Here is a 15,593-nt window from a genome sequence, read left to right on the forward strand (position 1 = left end):
ATTGATACCAATTAAATCCCATTCATCCCTGCCCTGATCCAATTGCGGATGGAGGGTATAATTATTGTTGCGATAAATTTGGTATTGTAATACCTTAGCCATGACCGTCACTACAGAAAACAACACAGAAAAAAAGACTTGGACAGATGCGGAATTAATGGCTTTATCCAGCCAGGAACATCGCTACGAGTTGGTCAATAATGAGTTAGTGGATATGGGACTTGCCGGTGCGGAACATGGTTATATCGCCTGTATTTTGACCATTGTTTTGGGGGGATATATTCGCCAGAACAAATTGGGAATGATTTGTGATTCGAGTACCGCATTTGCATTGAATAATGGCAATCGTCGCTCCCCTGATATTTCCTTTGTCCGCCGAGAGCGGTTACAGGGGTTGAAACGCCCACCCCAGGGATTTTTCCCCGGTTCCCCTGATTTAGCCGTAGAAATTTTATCCCCCGCCAATACGGTTGCGGAAATTCACGACAAGATTGTAGAGTATTTCGCCAATCATACCCAGTTAGTATGGTTGATCCATCCCGATGAAAAATATATCCTCATTTATCGTTCCCCTCAGCCAGAGAAATTGTTAGGCGCAACGGATATATTACTTGGAGAAGATGTGATTCCCGGCTTCACCATGCCCGTAGCCGATTTGTTTGCTGAGTGGGATTTTTAATTATGGGCATCTCTGTAGCAATCCTAAATGAGAATGGAATAGGGGTCGCAGGGGCACCGCCCCCGTCCTTGGTTCTGGGGAATCTCTGTATGCCTACGGCACGCAAGCTAACACTAATCAAGTAGGATTGCTATGGTTATGGACAACTTGAATAGTCATAAAGCCATAGAGAACCGATGATTAGTCAGACTGGTGCTCGTTTGTTGTATTTCCCTGTTTATTCACCAGAATCGAATCCAATTGAAATGATGTGGTCAGTCCTCAAGAATTTTATTTGCCATTTTCATGATTCACCAGTAAAAAATATGCGGTCAATCATCAAAGCATCTTTGTTATTAATTAATCCTTCCTGTTTTACAAATTGATTTGCCAAATGTTGCTACTGCACCCCATAATAAAAAAAGACCGTAATACTATACCATTGTAGAGTTGAAACTCTCCAGGTTAATAATAAACGACAATACCCATTCACCTTCACCACCCTATGGTTGCGGTCATTTACAGCGATGACTATCTTCAGCATCAGGTTCCCTACGGACACCCGGAACGTCCGGCGCGGTTGACGGCGATTGTCCAGGCATTGCAGACGGTTTCCTGGCGAGCGTCCATTCGCTGGTTGTCCCCCAATCCCCACCGCCCGGTGGAGCAATACCTGGGTTGGGTGCATACCCGTGACTATTTGGAACGCCTATCCGCCATTTGTGCCCAAGGGGGGGGCTACCTGGATGGAGATACCCCCGTCAGCCCAGCGAGTGACCGGGTTGCCCGTTTAGCCCTCGGTGGGTGGCTGGATGGAGTGGATTGGGTGCTGGATCAGGGGGAAACGGTGTTGGTCTGCGCTCGCCCGCCGGGACATCATGCTTTACCCGACAATGGCATGGGGTTTTGCATATTTGGGAATGCGGCGATTAGTGCGTTGTATGCGCTGAAGGTGAAACACTTAACCCGAGTTGCCATTTTAGACTGGGATGTGCATCACGGCAATGGCACCCAGGCGATGGTGGAAACCCACCCCAATATTGCATTTTGCTCCCTGCACCAAGCCCATTTTTACCCCGGCACCGGACACCCGCAGGAACGAGGACGTTATAACAATGTATTAAATATACCGATCCCCGCCCACCAGGATTTTCGGGTTTATGCTGACCTGTTAACCACCCAAGTTCTGCCCTTTTTGCGCCATTTTGCCCCCCAATTGCTGATTATTAGTGCGGGTTACGATGCGCTCGCCAGCGACCCCCTCGCCCAGATGAACCTGCAACCCCAGGATTACGGGGAAATGACCCGGATATTGCAATCCTTGAATTGCCCCCTGCTGTTTGGTTTGGAAGGGGGATACCATCTGGATAGCCTCGCCCAGGCGGTGGTGGCGACCCTGGACGCTTGTCGGTTGCCCGTACCAAACTGAGAATAAGTGTTACAAGATGTTAAGTTCTGGGGCGAGATGTGACCAAATTAGCGCAGAATAAATGCCGGAGAAATCAGCGTTTGGTTCTATTTTTCGGCGATTGAGCGAGAGGTAGGATCAAGGGCAGTTCCCCTGATAAGATCACTGCTGGGCACTCAGGTTTTCATCTGGTTGTCCGCTTGACAAATTGACATACCCTCTGGAGTAGGTTCATGAGTATTGTCACCAAATCGATTGTGAATGCTGACGCCGAAGCCCGCTACCTCAGCCCCGGCGAACTCGACCGGATCAAGAGCTTTGTGTCTTCCGGCGAGAAGCGTCTGCGGATTGCTCAGGTGCTTTCCGACAACCGGGAACGGATTGTGAAGGAAGCGGGGCAACAACTGTTCCAAAAGCGGCCTGACGTGGTTTCCCCCGGTGGGAACGCCTATGGGGAGGAAATGACCGCCACCTGCCTGCGGGACTTGGACTACTACCTGCGCCTGGTCACCTATGGGATCGTTTCCGGCGATGTCACCCCCATCGAAGAAATCGGTCTGGTGGGTGTGAAGGAAATGTACAACTCCCTGGGTACGCCGATTCCGGCTGTGGCCGAAGGGATTCGGGCGATGAAAAACGCCGCTAGCTCCCTGATGTCCGGGGAAGATGCCATGGAAGCTGGCTTCTACTTCGATTACATTGTCAGTGCGATGCAGTAGTTGTGAACCGTTGTTAATTTGAGGAACCTGACCATGCAAGATGCAATTACGGCTGTGATCAACTCTGCGGACGTGCAGGGGAAATATCTGGATAGCAGTGCCCTGGATCGCCTGAAAAAGTACTTCCAAACCGGCGAACTGCGGGTGCGGGCGGCGGCGACGATTGCGGCGAATGCGGCCACGATCATCAAAGAAGCGGTAGCCAAGTCCCTGCTGTACTCCGACATCACCCGTCCCGGCGGCAATATGTACACCACCCGGCGGTATGCCGCCTGTATTCGGGATTTGGACTACTACCTGCGCTATGCCACCTATGCCATGTTGGCGGGCGACCCCTCCATCCTGGATGAGCGGGTGTTGAACGGGTTGAAAGAAACCTACAACTCCCTGGGGGTGCCGATTGGGGCGACGATTCAAGCCATCCAATCCATGAAGGAAGTGACCGCCGGTCTGGTCGGCCCCGATGCTGGCAAGGAAATGGCGGTGTACTTTGATTACATCTGTTCTGGTTTGAGCTAAAACCCGTTGGGGGGTAGGTGGGTGGCCGGAACCGTCGCCCATGTACCTCCCACGTTTACCCTTTGTTGGAGAAAATGCCCCATGCGGATGTTCAAAATTACGGCCTGTGTGCCCAGCCAAACCCGGATTCGCACCCAACGGGAATTGCAAAATACCTATTTCACGAAATTGGTGCCCTACGATAGCTGGTTCAAGGAACAACAACGGATTCAAAAAATGGGCGGCACCATCGTCAAGGTGCAATTGGTGACCGGCAAACCAGGCACCAATGCGGGTTTAAGCTAAAAATTGCTATTCATTTAAGCGCAGTTAAGGTAGCGAAATTAACGCCAGTTTAGACCCCTGTGGGGGTTTATTTTTGGGTTAATAATTCCACAAACTGTTCCGGTTGAGCGGGACTGACCAAGAGCGGGCGTGAACCGGGTTGTTCGAGCAAAACCAAGCCATCGCCACGGGAAATATAAACTTCTACCCAACCCCGCCGTTGCGTCCAGAGCCAGCCAAAGCCGCCCCCAAAGCCACTGGCGCCCACCCGCACCACCCAGCCCGCCTCCTGATGAAATTCCGTCAGGGATAATTGCCGCACCTGCCGTTGGGGATGGAGTTCCCGCCACCGCCGCCGCACCGGAAAGCGCAATTCCAACCGGTTGTCATCCCGAATTACAAATGCCGTTGGTCGCCAGACGCACCAAATTACCCCGCAAATCACCAAAAACCACAAGGCGATCAGCAGGGCAATACCCCCTCTGGGAACGAAAAAGGCGGCCATGACACAAACCAATGGCACACTCCCCAGGATCAGGGTCACCGCCAAAATTTCCGCCGACATGGGCGCTAGGGGAAAAGTGTATCCCATCTTATAAAGAGGAAATGTTGACTAATGCGACCTCCGGGGCAGTGCGTTTCACCAACCCCGTCAGCACCTTTCCGGGTCCCAGTTCGACCACCTGAGTTACCCCCAAAGCCGCCAAATTTAATACAATTTCCCGCCAGCGCACCCCCGTAGTCATCTGGTTTAATAATCGCTGTTTAAGCAATTGCCCATCGGTCGTTGGGGTGGGGTCAGTATTGGATAAAACCGGCACTTGGGCATCCTGAAATGGGAGTGGTTGCAGATATTCATTAAATTGCGCCGCCGCTCCTGCCATCCAGGGGGAATGGAACGCCCCACTCACCGCCAGAGGCACCGCCCGTTTCACCCGGATTTGCTCCAAAAATGCCGCCACGCCTGCGGGTGTCCCGGAAATCACCACCTGCCCTGGGTGATTGTCATTCGCCAGCACCACTTCAGGATTTTGGGCTAATAATGCTGTCAACTGCTCCCGATCCGGCTCCAACAGGGCCACCATCTTGCCACCGCTCACCTGCTCCATCAACTCCGCCCGCAGTTTCACCAACCGGAGTCCCGTCTCAAAGTCATAGACCCTCGCCCGGTAGAGCGCCACGTATTCCCCCAAACTGTGCCCCGCTAGGTAGTCTGGGGGATGCTCGCTGTATAAATCCGCCAAAATGGTCTCGACAACGTACAGACAAGGTTGCGTGTAGCGAGTGTGTTGCAAATTCTCTGCCGGGGGTTGACAGACTTCCAAAACCGACCAACCCAGAATCCTTTGGGCTGTGGCAAACCGTTGTTGTGCCAGGGGATGCCCTACCAAATCCAGCCCCATCCCCGCCGTTTGGGAACCCTGCCCCGGAAATACCCACGCCGTTTTATTCATGTTACTCATGGGCGCAACCGGCTAAATAATTCCTGCACTTTTTCCCAACTATCCGCCGCCGCCTGGGGGTCATAACTGTCCCGTTCGTTGCAAAAAAAGCCATGATCCGCATCATAGCGAAATATCTGATGGTCAATGCCATGCTTTTGTAATTCCTGTTCAATTTGATCCACTTGTTCGTTAGGGATCAATGGGTCACGGGTACCAAAGAAACACCAAATAGTTCCGTGAATCTCTTTGGTGCGGGAAATTGTCGGTGCCCCACCGCCTGGGGTCATGGTGGCAATCCCCCCCCCGTAGAAGGAAGCGGTTACCCGCACATCCGGCAGAGTCGCCGCCAAATAGACCACATGACCGCCAAAACAAAACCCAATCGTGCCAAATTGACTGATGCCAAATTCCCGTTTCAAGTAATCAATCGTTGCCTGCACATCGCTTAATAATTCCGCCGCCGTGGTTTGGTCTTTGTAAACTCGTCCTTGCTCCACATCCGCAGGCGTGTAACCCGTTTCAAAACCGGGGGCTTGCCGTTGATAAATGCTCGGTGCAATCGCCACATAACCCAAGCGGGCAATCCGTTCCGTGACATCCCGAATATGGGCATTTACCCCAAAAATTTCCTGCACCACAATAATCCCTGGATAGGTGCCTGCCGCTACCGGTTGCGCCAAATAACTATCAATCTCTAAATCTTGATTTGGAACTTTCACCCACCGGGTTTGAATGTCCATACCACCTCCTGATTGATTGCCCCCATTTTACCACCAGTCCAGAAGCACCGGATAATGCAGTCGCTATGTAATTGAGTTAACTGATCAAGTTGTCGAAATTGCTGTATGAAATTTATTTCTGGCAAGCGGTTGTGCAAAATTGTGGAGCAAAAAGGCCAGGTCTTGCAAAGAATTACCGGTAGCCATCACATCTACGAAAATTCGGAAATATAGCAGTCCTATTTAATTAGCGTTAGCTGGCGTGCCGTAGGCATACAGAAATTCTCCAGAACCATAACCCTAATTGACCATTCTTTGCTTTGCCTATGTTGCCTGGTCACCCTTTGGCAGGGGAATCCAGCCAAAACCGGACTTCCGAACCCAGGGATGTATTCGGCCCAACTTCACCGAATTACCACCCTATGGCACAATGAATTTGACTGCGCCGACTGTAATGCAAGAGGTAAATCTATGACTGTCGCTGCCCCTCCGAATCTCGACCAACTGGCCATCAACACCATCCGGTTCCTCGCCGTGGATGCGGTGCAAAAAGCTAAATCCGGCCACCCTGGTTTACCGATGGGGGCGGCACCCATGGCCTATGTACTCTGGCAAAATTTCCTGAAATTTAACCCCCGCAATCCCCAATGGCCGGACCGGGATCGGTTTGTACTCTCTGCGGGACACGGCTGTATGTTGCAGTACGCTTTACTGCATTTGACAGGCTATGACGTGAGCCTGGAGGACCTCAAGCAATTCCGCCAATGGGGTTCGATTACGCCAGGGCACCCGGAAAACTTTGAAACCCCTGGGGTGGAAGTGACCACCGGCCCCCTGGGACAAGGGGTGGGCAATGCGGTGGGGTTGGCGATTGCGGAAGCGCACTTGGCGGCTCGGTTTAACAAGCCCGGTCATACCATCGTCGATCACTATACCTATGTGATCCTGGGGGATGGGTGCAACATGGAGGGGATTGCCTCAGAAGCGGCTTCCCTGGCGGGGCACCTGAAGCTGGGCAAGCTGATCATGCTTTACGACAGCAATCACATTTCTATTGATGGGAATACGGACATTGCCTTTACGGAAGATGTGGGCAAACGCTATGAGGCCTACGGGTGGCACGTACAAAAGGTGGCGGATGGCAACCACGACCTCGTGGCGATTGGGGAGGCGATTGCCCAGGCCAAGGCGGTGACGGACAAGCCTTCTTTAATCATTGTCGAGACCACCATCGGCTACGGTTCCCCCAACAAGGCGGGGACGGAGGGGGTGCATGGGGCACCTTTGGGGCCGGAGGAAGTGAAATTGACCAAAGAAAATCTGGGCTGGCCCCTGGAGCCGGATTTTTATATCCCGGAGGAAGTACTCAGCCATTTCCGGCAGGCGGTGACCAAGGGAGCGGCGGCAGAAGCGGCCTGGAATGAAAAATTTGCGGCTTATAAGCAGGCCTATCCCACGGAAGCGGCGGAATTTGAGCGGATCATGCGGGGGGAATTGCCCCCAGGGTGGAAGGAGGCGCTGGCACCGGTGGCGGCCACCGGTAAGGAATCCACCCGGAATTTGTCCAAGTTTTGCCTGAATGCTCTGGCCGGGGCGATCCCTGAATTGCTGGGCGGTTCGGCGGATTTGGCACACTCCAACATGACCTATTTGAAGGGCATTCCGGAATTTCAACCCGGTTCCTACGAGGGGCGCAATTTCCGGTTTGGGGTGCGGGAGCATGGCATGGGGGCCATTGCCAACGGTATGGCCTTGCACGGGGGGTTGATTCCCTACGATGCCACGTTCTTGATTTTCACGGATTATATGCGGGCGGCGATCCGGCTGTCGGCCTTGTCCCAGGTGCGGGTACTGCACGTGATGACCCATGATTCCGTCGCTTTGGGGGAAGATGGCCCGACCCACCAGCCGGTGGAAACCACTGCTTCCCTGCGGTTGATTCCCAATTTGTATGTATTTCGTCCAGCGGATGCCCGGGAAACCGTAGGTTCCTACCAAGTCGCTTTGGAAGCTGCCAAAACCCCGTCCGTGCTGATCTTTACCCGCCAAGCGGTGAATCCGGTGCCGGGAACGAGTGTGGAAGGGGTTGCCAAGGGGGGTTACATCGTGGTGGACTGCGGGTGTGACCATCCCGATTTGATCCTGATTGCCACCGGCTCGGAGTTGGAACTGGCGGTGCAGGCGGCGGCGCAACTGACGGGCAAGAAGGTGCGGGTGGTGTCCATGCCCTGTACGAAGTTGTTTGATGCCCAACCCCAGGAGTACCGGGATAGTGTCCTGCCCCCGGCGGTGACCAAGCGCATTTCCATCGAAGCCGGGGTAACGGATGGCTGGTACAAGTACGTGGGATTGGCAGGCAAAACCCTGGGGATTGACCGGTTTGGGGCTTCGGCACCGGGGCCGGTGTGCATGGAGAAATTCGGGATGACTGTGGCGAATGTGGTGCAGGCCGCCCAAGCGCTCCTGGATTAATCCGGTTGACTGCCATCATCGGCGAACGTGGCTCTCAAAAGACCTCCGGGGGGTGGCGCACACCTGCTCCGGGGGTTTTTTGCCATGTTTTAGGGGTATAGAGCAATCCTGAATAAAAATGGAATAGGGGTTACAGGAGTACCACCACCGTTTTTGGTTCTGGAAAATTTCTGTTTGTCAATTAAGTAGGATAGCTGTAGCAATCCTAAATGAAAATCGAACAGGGGTCGCAGGGGCACCGCCCCCGTTTTTGGTTCTGGAAAATTTCTGTTTGCTAATCAAGTAGGATTGCTATATATAGTATGGGCATTTTAGCGACATAACCTTCTCGTAATGCCAATCAATAGAGGTGCCCTGATGTCTTTTTATCAATTACACTGTACGCATAATTGTCCGACAAAATCATGGCAAGCGGTGCGGTGCATGACCGTCTGATTCTCTGGACGGCTCCGGTGGTGGCGGGGATTGCCTGGCAGGTGACGGGGGGGGGACATCTGCCCCTGTTGGTGACGGGGAGTTATGTGTTTAGTGGGTTGATGTTTAGTGGGGATTTGGATATTCCTTCCCGCCAGTGGCACCGTTGGGGGCTATGTAAATTTTTTTGGATTCCCTATCAAAAATGTTGTAAACATCGTTCGGTCTGGTCGCATGGGCCGATTGTGGGCACCCTGGGACGGTTAATTTATCTGGGGTTGGGGTTGGCGATTCCGCTGGGGTTAGGTCTTGGGATCAGCATCTGGCGGGGGGAACCCTGGCCGGTGGGGCTGTGGGTGCGCCAGTATGTGCCGCTTTACCAAACGGAATTGTTGGCGGTGGGGGTGGGATTAGAGTTGGGAGCCTGGAATCATTCCCTGAGTGACTGGGTGAGTTCGGCGCTGAAAAAATGGCGTTCCTGATGGGGGAACTTTGGTTCTGGGGCAACCATCTTAGAATGGTAACAAGACTGGTTTGTTCCGCAAGCATTTTTGGGAGTTAGGGTGATGAAAAGCATGATTTTGGCAAGTGCGGTGAGTTTGGGATTGGCGGCGATGGGGACACCAGCACTGGCGAATCCCTATCATTATGGGCAACAACCAGTGATCTATCCCTACAGTTCTTTTGTGCAAGTTTATCCTTCTGTGCCGGTGTATGGGGGGGTGTATGTAGCACCCTTGCGAACCCAACCGGTGTATGGTGTGGTGGCTCCCTACGCCGTGACCGCCTATCCCTACGTGAATTACAATTCTAAGACCGGTTTTTCCTACGGGTTTACCACCTTGCCGGGGGGAGCGTATCCGACGGTGGGCGGCTATACCACGCCGGTGTACGGCCCGGGCTGGGTGATTTATCCGAATGCGCCCCGGTATGGGTATTAGGGGGGTAGCGGGGGTCATTTTGCGCTAGGATGCCCTTGATCAGCTCGGAAGTGCTTTGGAACCCCCATGCGGATTGCCCTGTTTACGGAGACGTTTTTACCGAAAATTGATGGCATTGTCACCCGTCTGAGCCATACGATCCGTTGGTTGGGGCGGATGGGAGATGAGGTGCTGGTGTTTGCCCCGGCGGGTGCGCCAGCGGAGTATTGTGGGGCGCAGGTGGTGGGGGTGACGGGGGTGCCTCTGCCGCTTTACCCGGAATTGAAGTTGGCTTGGCCGCACTTGGGGGTGGGGCAAAAACTGCGGGAATTTCAGCCCCATGTGGTTCATGTGGTCAATCCGGCGGTGTTGGGGGTGGGGGGACTCCTGTTTAGCAAATGGTACCGATTGCCCCTGGTGGCTTCCTATCACACCCATCTGCCCCGGTATTTGCAGCACTACGGGCTGGGGGCGTTGGAGGGGTTGCTGTGGGCACTCCTGCGGGCAGGGCACAACCAAGCTCGGTTAAACCTCTGCACTTCAACTGCCATGATCCAAGAATTACATAGTAATGGCATTGAACGGCTGGCGCTCTGGCAAAAGGGGGTGGATACGGAGTTGTTTCACCCAGGGCAGTACCAGTGGGAGACCCGGATTCGCTTGACCCAAGGCCAGCCGGAGGCACCGCTGTTGCTCTATGTGGGGCGGTTGTCGGCGGAAAAGGAAATTGAACGTCTGCGTCCCCTGCTAACGGTACTGCCGTCAGCCCATTTAGCCCTGGTGGGGGATGGCCCGCATCGGGAGCAGTTGGTGCAGTATTTTGCCGGTACGAATACCCATTTTATTGGCTATTTGCAGGGGGAGCAGTTGGCGCAGGCGTTTGCGGTGGCGGATGTGTTTGTGTTTCCCTCTTGTACGGAAACCCTGGGGTTGGTGCTGTTGGAGGCGATGGCGACGGGTTGCCCGGTGGTGGCGGCACGGCGGGGGGGGATTACGGATGTGGTGCAGGACGGGGTGCATGGGTTTCTCTACGAACCGGAGCAGGAACGGGGGTTGGTGGAGGCGGTGCAAAAGGTGTTGGCTTCCCCGGCCCAGCGGCAGCGGTTGCAGGTCTCGGCTCGTCAGGAAGCGGAACGGTGGGGTTGGGATCAGGCGACAGCCCAGCTACGCCAGTATTACCAACAGGTGGCGGCTTCGTGTTGACCCTGGGGGAGCGGTTGCAGGGGGGAGTGTTGGGGGCCGTCCTGGGGGAACGGTGGGGGGAACCGCCCTGGGATGCTTGGGTCTGGCAACCTCAAAAGCCGGGCATTTGGGGGCAGTATTTGTACCAAGGCTGTGCCTATTGGGGGGGTCGCCCTGTCCAGGTGCCCCCGGCGCAAACGGTGGCGGAAGCGTTGGTGCTGGTTCTGCCGGGGTTGACCCTGTGTTATCCCCAGATGGAACGGGTGACGGAGGTGGTGGCGACGGCGGGTTTGCCCCCGGTGGTGGGGGATTGGGCGCTGGTGTTGGGGCAGGCACTCCAGGGACAGGTGGGGGAACCTCTGGGTGATTTTTCCTCCTGGCCGGATTTAGCCGCCTCGGTGGGGGATTTTGCCCTGGCACCGGATGACCCCGTGACCACCTTGACCTGGGGGGTACGGCAGGGGCGTTCGCCTTTCACATTATTTCTAACGGGCTATTTGTTGGGCGTTTATGGGGGAGCGAGGGCATTTCCGAGTGGGTGGGTGGTGTCCCGGTTGGCGGATCGGGATTGGCTCAGCCTGGGGACGGCGTTATTCACCCGGTGGGCGGGGGTGCGGCAGGGGCAGGCTCCCTGGGCGGTGGCACCGATCACTGGTTCCGGGTGAACGGTTTTGTCCGTTGCAATCCGTTATGAATCAGGAATAAATCGAAGCCGTGGGCTACCATAGGAAGGGACATTCCCCGATGTGGGTCACGGTGCGTATCCGATTGGTATTTGGTATTAAGGAGCTAAGCGCGTGCATCTCAGCGACATTACCCATCCGAATCAATTGCATGGTTTATCGATCCCGGAATTGGAAGCTATTGCCCGGCAGATTCGGGAAAAACATCTGCAAACCGTGGCGGCGACGGGGGGGCATCTGGGGCCGGGGTTGGGGGTGGTGGAACTCACCCTGGGCTTGTACCAAACCCTAGACCTGGACCGGGATAAGGTGGTCTGGGACGTGGGGCACCAGGCTTATCCGCACAAAATCATTACCGGGCGGTATCACCAGTTCCATACCCTGCGGCAAAAAAATGGCATTGCCGGTTATCTGAAACGCTCGGAAAGTCGGTTTGACCATTTCGGGGCGGGCCATGCTTCGACCAGTATTTCGGCGGCGCTGGGGATGGCGATTGCCCGGGATATGCGGGGGGAGGATTTCAAGGTGGTGGCGATCATCGGGGATGGGGCGCTCACCGGTGGGATGGCGTTGGAGGCGATCAACCATGCGGGGCATTTACCCAAAACCCGGTTGGTGGTGGTGTTGAATGACAATGAAATGTCCATTTCTCCCAATGTGGGGGCGATTCCCCGCTATTTGAATAAACTGCGCCTGAGTCCGCCGATGCAGTTTTTGACGGAAAATCTGGAGGAGCAATTCAAGCATTTGCCCTTTGTGGATGAAGCCCTGGCGCATAATATGAAAGAGGGGATGAAACGCCTGACGGTGCCCAAGGTGGGGGCGGTGTTTGAGGAGTTGGGGTTTACCTATTTTGGACCGGTGGATGGGCATAATATTGCCGAATTAATTGATACGTTTCAGCGGGCACACCAAATCTGTGGGCCGGTGCTGGTGCACGTGGCGACCACGAAGGGCAAGGGCTACGAGGTGGCGGAGCAGGACCAGGTGGGGTATCACGCCCAAAATGCCTTTGATTTGGCAACGGGCAAACCCAAACCAGCCAGTAAACCCAAGCCCCCCAGTTACTCCAAGGTGTTTGGGCAGACCCTCACCCGTTTGGCGCAGGATAACCCGAAGATTGTGGCGATTACGGCGGCGATGGGGACGGGGACGGGTTTGGATATTCTCCAAAAACATTGCCCCAACCAGTATATTGATGTGGGGATTGCGGAACAGCATGCCGTGACCTTGGCGGCGGGGTTAGCCTGTGAGGGGATGCGGCCGGTGGCGGCGATTTATTCCACGTTTTTGCAACGGGCGTTTGACCAGATTGTGCATGATGTGTGTATTCAAAAATTGCCGGTATTTTTCTGCATGGACCGGGCGGGGATTGTGGGAGCGGACGGACCGACCCACCAGGGAATGTATGACATTGCCTATCTGCGGTGCCTGCCCCACATGGTGCTGATGGCGCCCAAGGATGAGGCGGAATTGCAACGGATGATCGTCACCGGCATTCAGTACACGGCGGGACCGATTGCCCTGCGCTACCCCCGGGGGAATGGCTACGGGGTGCCGTTGATGGAGGAGGGTTGGGAACCGCTTCCCATCGGCAAAGGGGAACTGTTGCGGCACGGGCGGGATGTCCTGCTGGTCGCCTACGGTTCGATGGTGATTCCGGCTCTGCAGACGGCGGAAATTCTCAAGGAGCATGGGGTGGATGCTACCGTGATCAATGCCCGGTTTGCCAAGCCACTGGATACGGAGTTGATTTTGCCCTGGGCACGGGAGATTGGTCGGGTGGTGACCCTGGAGGAGGGGTGCTTGCCGGGGGGCTTTGGCAGTGCGGTGGCGGAAGCCTTGCTGGATGCGGGGGTAACCGTTTCCCTCCTGCGCCTGGGGGTGCCGGATATATTGGTCGAGCACGCCAAACCGGAGGAATCCAAGGCGGATTTGGGGCTGACCCCACCCCAGATGAGCGAGCGGATTCAGGAATTTTTGGGGCTGGGGCTGGCGGTCAATGTACCGGGGTAAACCGTCCCCGGGCGAATTGGCGCAGGTGGCTAATTTCCTCCCGGCGGCTGATGCATAGGGGAATGGTCTGGGCGATTTCCGCCAACAGCAGGGCCGTATCCAGGGGTTTTTGGATATACAAGGCGCGGTACAATCCCGCCACCACCACCTGTTCGATTTCCGCCCCACTGAAGCCCTCACTTGCCTTGACCAAGCTGGGTAAATCGAATTGCGCCGGGTCTTGTTTGCGATGGCAAAGATGAATCTGCCAGATGCGCTCCCGTTCCACCTCGTCGGGCAAATCCACAAAGAAAATCTCATCAAAGCGTCCTTTCCGCAGGAGTTCCGGGGGCAAGGGGCTAAGGTCATTTGCCGTTGCGACGATAAACACCGGTTGGGTTTTTTCCTGCATCCAGGTCAGCAAGGTGCCCAAAAACCGCTGACTGACCCCCGTATCCGTATCGTGGCTACCGCCGCCGCCAAACCCATCCATCCCACCCAGAACCCAGCAGTTCTAGCTTATCGCCTCTTTCGCCGGAGTAAAATTACCATTACTGGATTTCACGCTCACTTGGAGACTCCTCGATTTGTTTTATTCATTTAGGGATAGATTTGGCCTGATTCTTGATAAATTTTTCAACGTTTTCACATATTTCTTTCAAGGTAGAATAAATAATATCTGCATCATTTTTTGTGGAAATATCTTTTTCCGAATCTAGATGTAGCGAATTTCTGTTTTCCTGCATAAATCTTACAAGAAGTTCATATTTTTTTGTGTATATTCCTTCTTCTTTCGCTTTCTGTAAAAGACATTCAGATGTGATTCCTTTGGTTCCTAGTATCAGGTTATCTTTTCCATCTGTATATTTACCATCTGGATATTTAGATAATAAAGCAATTCTTAGTAGCGCATCAATAATTGAAAAGCTGAATATAGCAACTGTATTGTACATATTATTATTACGAGCAATCTCAAGCTCATTCCAGTAAGTTTTTATTTTATTATCAAGTAAGGACACTATTTCAGAAGAGTTCAGGAATTCCGATCTAAAGTGAGAGTCCCTATCAATAAAATTCTTTATAGGATGCAGTTCTTCTGGAACTATTAAAGCATTTTCGTTCGGGCATTCCTGAGTCTTTCCTTCTTCTAGCATTCTTGAGTCATTAACTTCTTCTTGATTATTGTTAGTTGTATTGTCATCTTTACCAATCCTTTCTGCTTTCACAAGAATTCGGTTAATAGACTCTAACTCAATTATTTCGTTTTTATCTAACGGATATTCACTACACCATCCAAATTCTGAAATGCCCCTAGAAAAACAATATCTTGCATATCCCACCAGCCGAGCATAGGGTTCAGTTATTAACGAATTAATAGTAATATCTTGCTCAGGCCCAACTCCATGATACTTGTAGTCTTCAACTATCTGGTGATAATATATGAAATCTTCAGTATCAATATTAAGACCGTTAATAAATTGCTCAACCCACTCAAAAGATGAATCCTTCCATGTGAATCTTCTGCCGCATTCCAATTTGCCGCTTTCCTTATCTAGAATAGTTAAGTAATTCATAATAGGTTTTTTTCTGATAATTGATTTAATTTTTTCTCTCAACCAAATATACTTAGGTTCGAGTTGTTGTTTTCTCAATTGATCTTCGTAAAAATCCATGTCATAGTTTTTTAAGGCAAGGTTTACAATGAGAATGAGTTTCTGGGTAAATATAAAGAGTCGGTAACAATCTTGAGGATAATTACGAATTTGTTCGAAAACACTTTCTTCTGAGTACATAAATTTAATTTTTATGCTAGAGATATAAAATTCTTACTACAAGTTGCCAGTCTTACCCATCTGTATTAACAAACATTTAATAATTCTGTGATTGGTGTACGATTAACCCTTGCCTCAACCAGAATATAGCTTACGTTAATAGCTTACACTATTTTATCATCCTCCACCGTTTCAATCACGATGATGGGGTGAAACGAAAGAATCAGGGTGCGTAATTCTTCCACCGCCGTCGCCAAACCCATCGCCGCCACCAGAACCCAGTAGTTCTAGCTTATCGCCCCATCCTCAAAAGCCAATACCGTTGCCACCGCAACCAAAACCCTGATCATCTGCTAACAGTTCCAATTCAGTTTTAGCAACCCTAACGCAGGGGCACCACTCCCGTACTTGGTTCTAGGGAAT

Annotated in this window: 16 protein-coding genes and 1 pseudogene; 12 read left to right on the forward strand and 5 right to left on the reverse strand. The window is 53.0% G+C overall.

Translation table 11 applies throughout. The annotated features are described in order from the left end of the window. The first annotated feature begins 100 nt into the window (after positions 1 to 100). The 6 genes and pseudogenes from MLD66_RS14345 (at position 101) to MLD66_RS14370 (ending at position 3,589) form a co-directional block, all read left to right on the forward strand. Positions 101 to 679 carry a Uma2 family endonuclease gene (locus MLD66_RS14345; RefSeq protein ID WP_247219418.1) on the forward strand — a complete coding sequence of 193 codons (579 nt, stop codon included), beginning with the start codon at positions 101 to 103 and terminating at the stop codon, positions 677 to 679. Positions 680 to 811: 132 nt separating this feature from the next. Next, positions 812 to 1,044, forward strand: a pseudogene (locus tag MLD66_RS14350) (transposase); the annotation flags it as partial. Positions 1,045 to 1,163: 119 nt separating this feature from the next. Continuing rightward, positions 1,164 to 2,087 (forward strand): histone deacetylase, encoded by a 924-nt coding sequence (locus MLD66_RS14355; RefSeq protein ID WP_247219420.1) that lies wholly within the window; start codon positions 1,164 to 1,166, stop codon positions 2,085 to 2,087. A gap of 212 nt (positions 2,088 to 2,299) precedes the next feature. After that, a complete protein-coding gene (apcA, locus tag MLD66_RS14360; RefSeq protein WP_247219422.1) occupies positions 2,300 to 2,785 on the forward strand; it encodes an allophycocyanin subunit alpha in 486 nt (161 codons plus the stop codon). A 33-nt stretch (positions 2,786 to 2,818) separates the two neighbouring features. After that, on the forward strand, positions 2,819 to 3,304 hold the full coding sequence (gene apcB, locus MLD66_RS14365; RefSeq protein ID WP_247219424.1) for an allophycocyanin subunit beta: 486 nt from the start codon (positions 2,819 to 2,821) through the stop codon (positions 3,302 to 3,304). An 81-nt stretch (positions 3,305 to 3,385) separates the two neighbouring features. Continuing rightward, positions 3,386 to 3,589 (forward strand): phycobilisome linker polypeptide, encoded by a 204-nt coding sequence (locus tag MLD66_RS14370; RefSeq protein ID WP_247219426.1) that lies wholly within the window; start codon positions 3,386 to 3,388, stop codon positions 3,587 to 3,589. Positions 3,590 to 3,656: 67 nt separating this feature from the next. On the opposite strand, the gene MLD66_RS14375 is transcribed toward MLD66_RS14370, so the two are convergent. The 3 genes from MLD66_RS14375 to MLD66_RS14385 are packed head-to-tail and all read right to left on the reverse strand — an operon-like array spanning position 3,657 to position 5,753. Continuing rightward, positions 3,657 to 4,133, reverse strand: coding sequence for a hypothetical protein (locus MLD66_RS14375; RefSeq protein WP_247219428.1), 477 nt, complete (start codon positions 4,131 to 4,133; stop codon positions 3,657 to 3,659). 28 nt (positions 4,134 to 4,161) lie between these two features. Then, a complete protein-coding gene (fabD, locus tag MLD66_RS14380; RefSeq protein ID WP_247219430.1) occupies positions 4,162 to 5,022 on the reverse strand; it encodes an ACP S-malonyltransferase in 861 nt (286 codons plus the stop codon). A 5-nt stretch (positions 5,023 to 5,027) separates the two neighbouring features. Next, positions 5,028 to 5,753 carry a dienelactone hydrolase family protein gene (locus MLD66_RS14385; protein WP_247219432.1) on the reverse strand — a complete coding sequence of 242 codons (726 nt, stop codon included), beginning with the start codon at positions 5,751 to 5,753 and terminating at the stop codon, positions 5,028 to 5,030. A 450-nt stretch (positions 5,754 to 6,203) separates the two neighbouring features. On the opposite strand from MLD66_RS14385, the gene tkt reads away from it, so the two are divergent. The 6 genes from tkt to dxs all read left to right on the forward strand — a co-directional run bounded on the left by tkt (position 6,204) and on the right by dxs (position 13,419). Continuing rightward, positions 6,204 to 8,204: a transketolase gene (gene tkt / locus MLD66_RS14390; protein WP_247219434.1), complete on the forward strand. Its 2,001-nt coding sequence runs from the start codon at positions 6,204 to 6,206 to the stop codon at positions 8,202 to 8,204. 404 nt (positions 8,205 to 8,608) lie between these two features. Further along, the gene (locus tag MLD66_RS14395; RefSeq protein ID WP_247219436.1) at positions 8,609 to 9,100 is read left to right on the forward strand and encodes a metal-binding protein; all 492 of its coding nucleotides are present in this window, start codon (positions 8,609 to 8,611) and stop codon (positions 9,098 to 9,100) included. A gap of 84 nt (positions 9,101 to 9,184) precedes the next feature. Then, positions 9,185 to 9,559 (forward strand): hypothetical protein, encoded by a 375-nt coding sequence (locus MLD66_RS14400; protein WP_247219438.1) that lies wholly within the window; start codon positions 9,185 to 9,187, stop codon positions 9,557 to 9,559. Positions 9,560 to 9,625: 66 nt separating this feature from the next. Then, the gene (locus tag MLD66_RS14405) at positions 9,626 to 10,741 is read left to right on the forward strand and encodes a glycosyltransferase (RefSeq protein ID WP_247219440.1); all 1,116 of its coding nucleotides are present in this window, start codon (positions 9,626 to 9,628) and stop codon (positions 10,739 to 10,741) included. Next, entirely contained in the window at positions 10,735 to 11,385 is a 651-nt protein-coding gene (locus tag MLD66_RS14410) for a hypothetical protein (RefSeq protein ID WP_247219442.1), read from the forward strand. Before MLD66_RS14405 ends, MLD66_RS14410 begins: the two co-directional genes overlap by 7 nt. A 132-nt stretch (positions 11,386 to 11,517) precedes the next feature. Then, entirely contained in the window at positions 11,518 to 13,419 is a 1,902-nt protein-coding gene (gene dxs / locus MLD66_RS14415) for a 1-deoxy-D-xylulose-5-phosphate synthase (RefSeq protein ID WP_247219444.1), read from the forward strand. On the opposite strand, the gene MLD66_RS14420 is transcribed toward dxs, so the two are convergent. Beyond that, the gene (locus tag MLD66_RS14420; protein ID WP_247219446.1) at positions 13,403 to 13,891 is read right to left on the reverse strand and encodes an AAA family ATPase; all 489 of its coding nucleotides are present in this window, start codon (positions 13,889 to 13,891) and stop codon (positions 13,403 to 13,405) included. The two genes, dxs and MLD66_RS14420, sit on opposite strands and share 17 nt — an antisense overlap. Before the next feature lie 103 nt (positions 13,892 to 13,994). Continuing rightward, positions 13,995 to 15,191 (reverse strand): hypothetical protein, encoded by a 1,197-nt coding sequence (locus MLD66_RS14425; protein WP_247219448.1) that lies wholly within the window; start codon positions 15,189 to 15,191, stop codon positions 13,995 to 13,997. Between the last annotated feature and the right edge of the window lie 402 nt (positions 15,192 to 15,593).

It is taken from the genome of Synechococcus sp. C9 (assembly GCF_022984075.1).
Classification (GTDB): Bacteria; Cyanobacteriota; Cyanobacteriia; order Gloeomargaritales; family Gloeomargaritaceae; genus Gloeomargarita.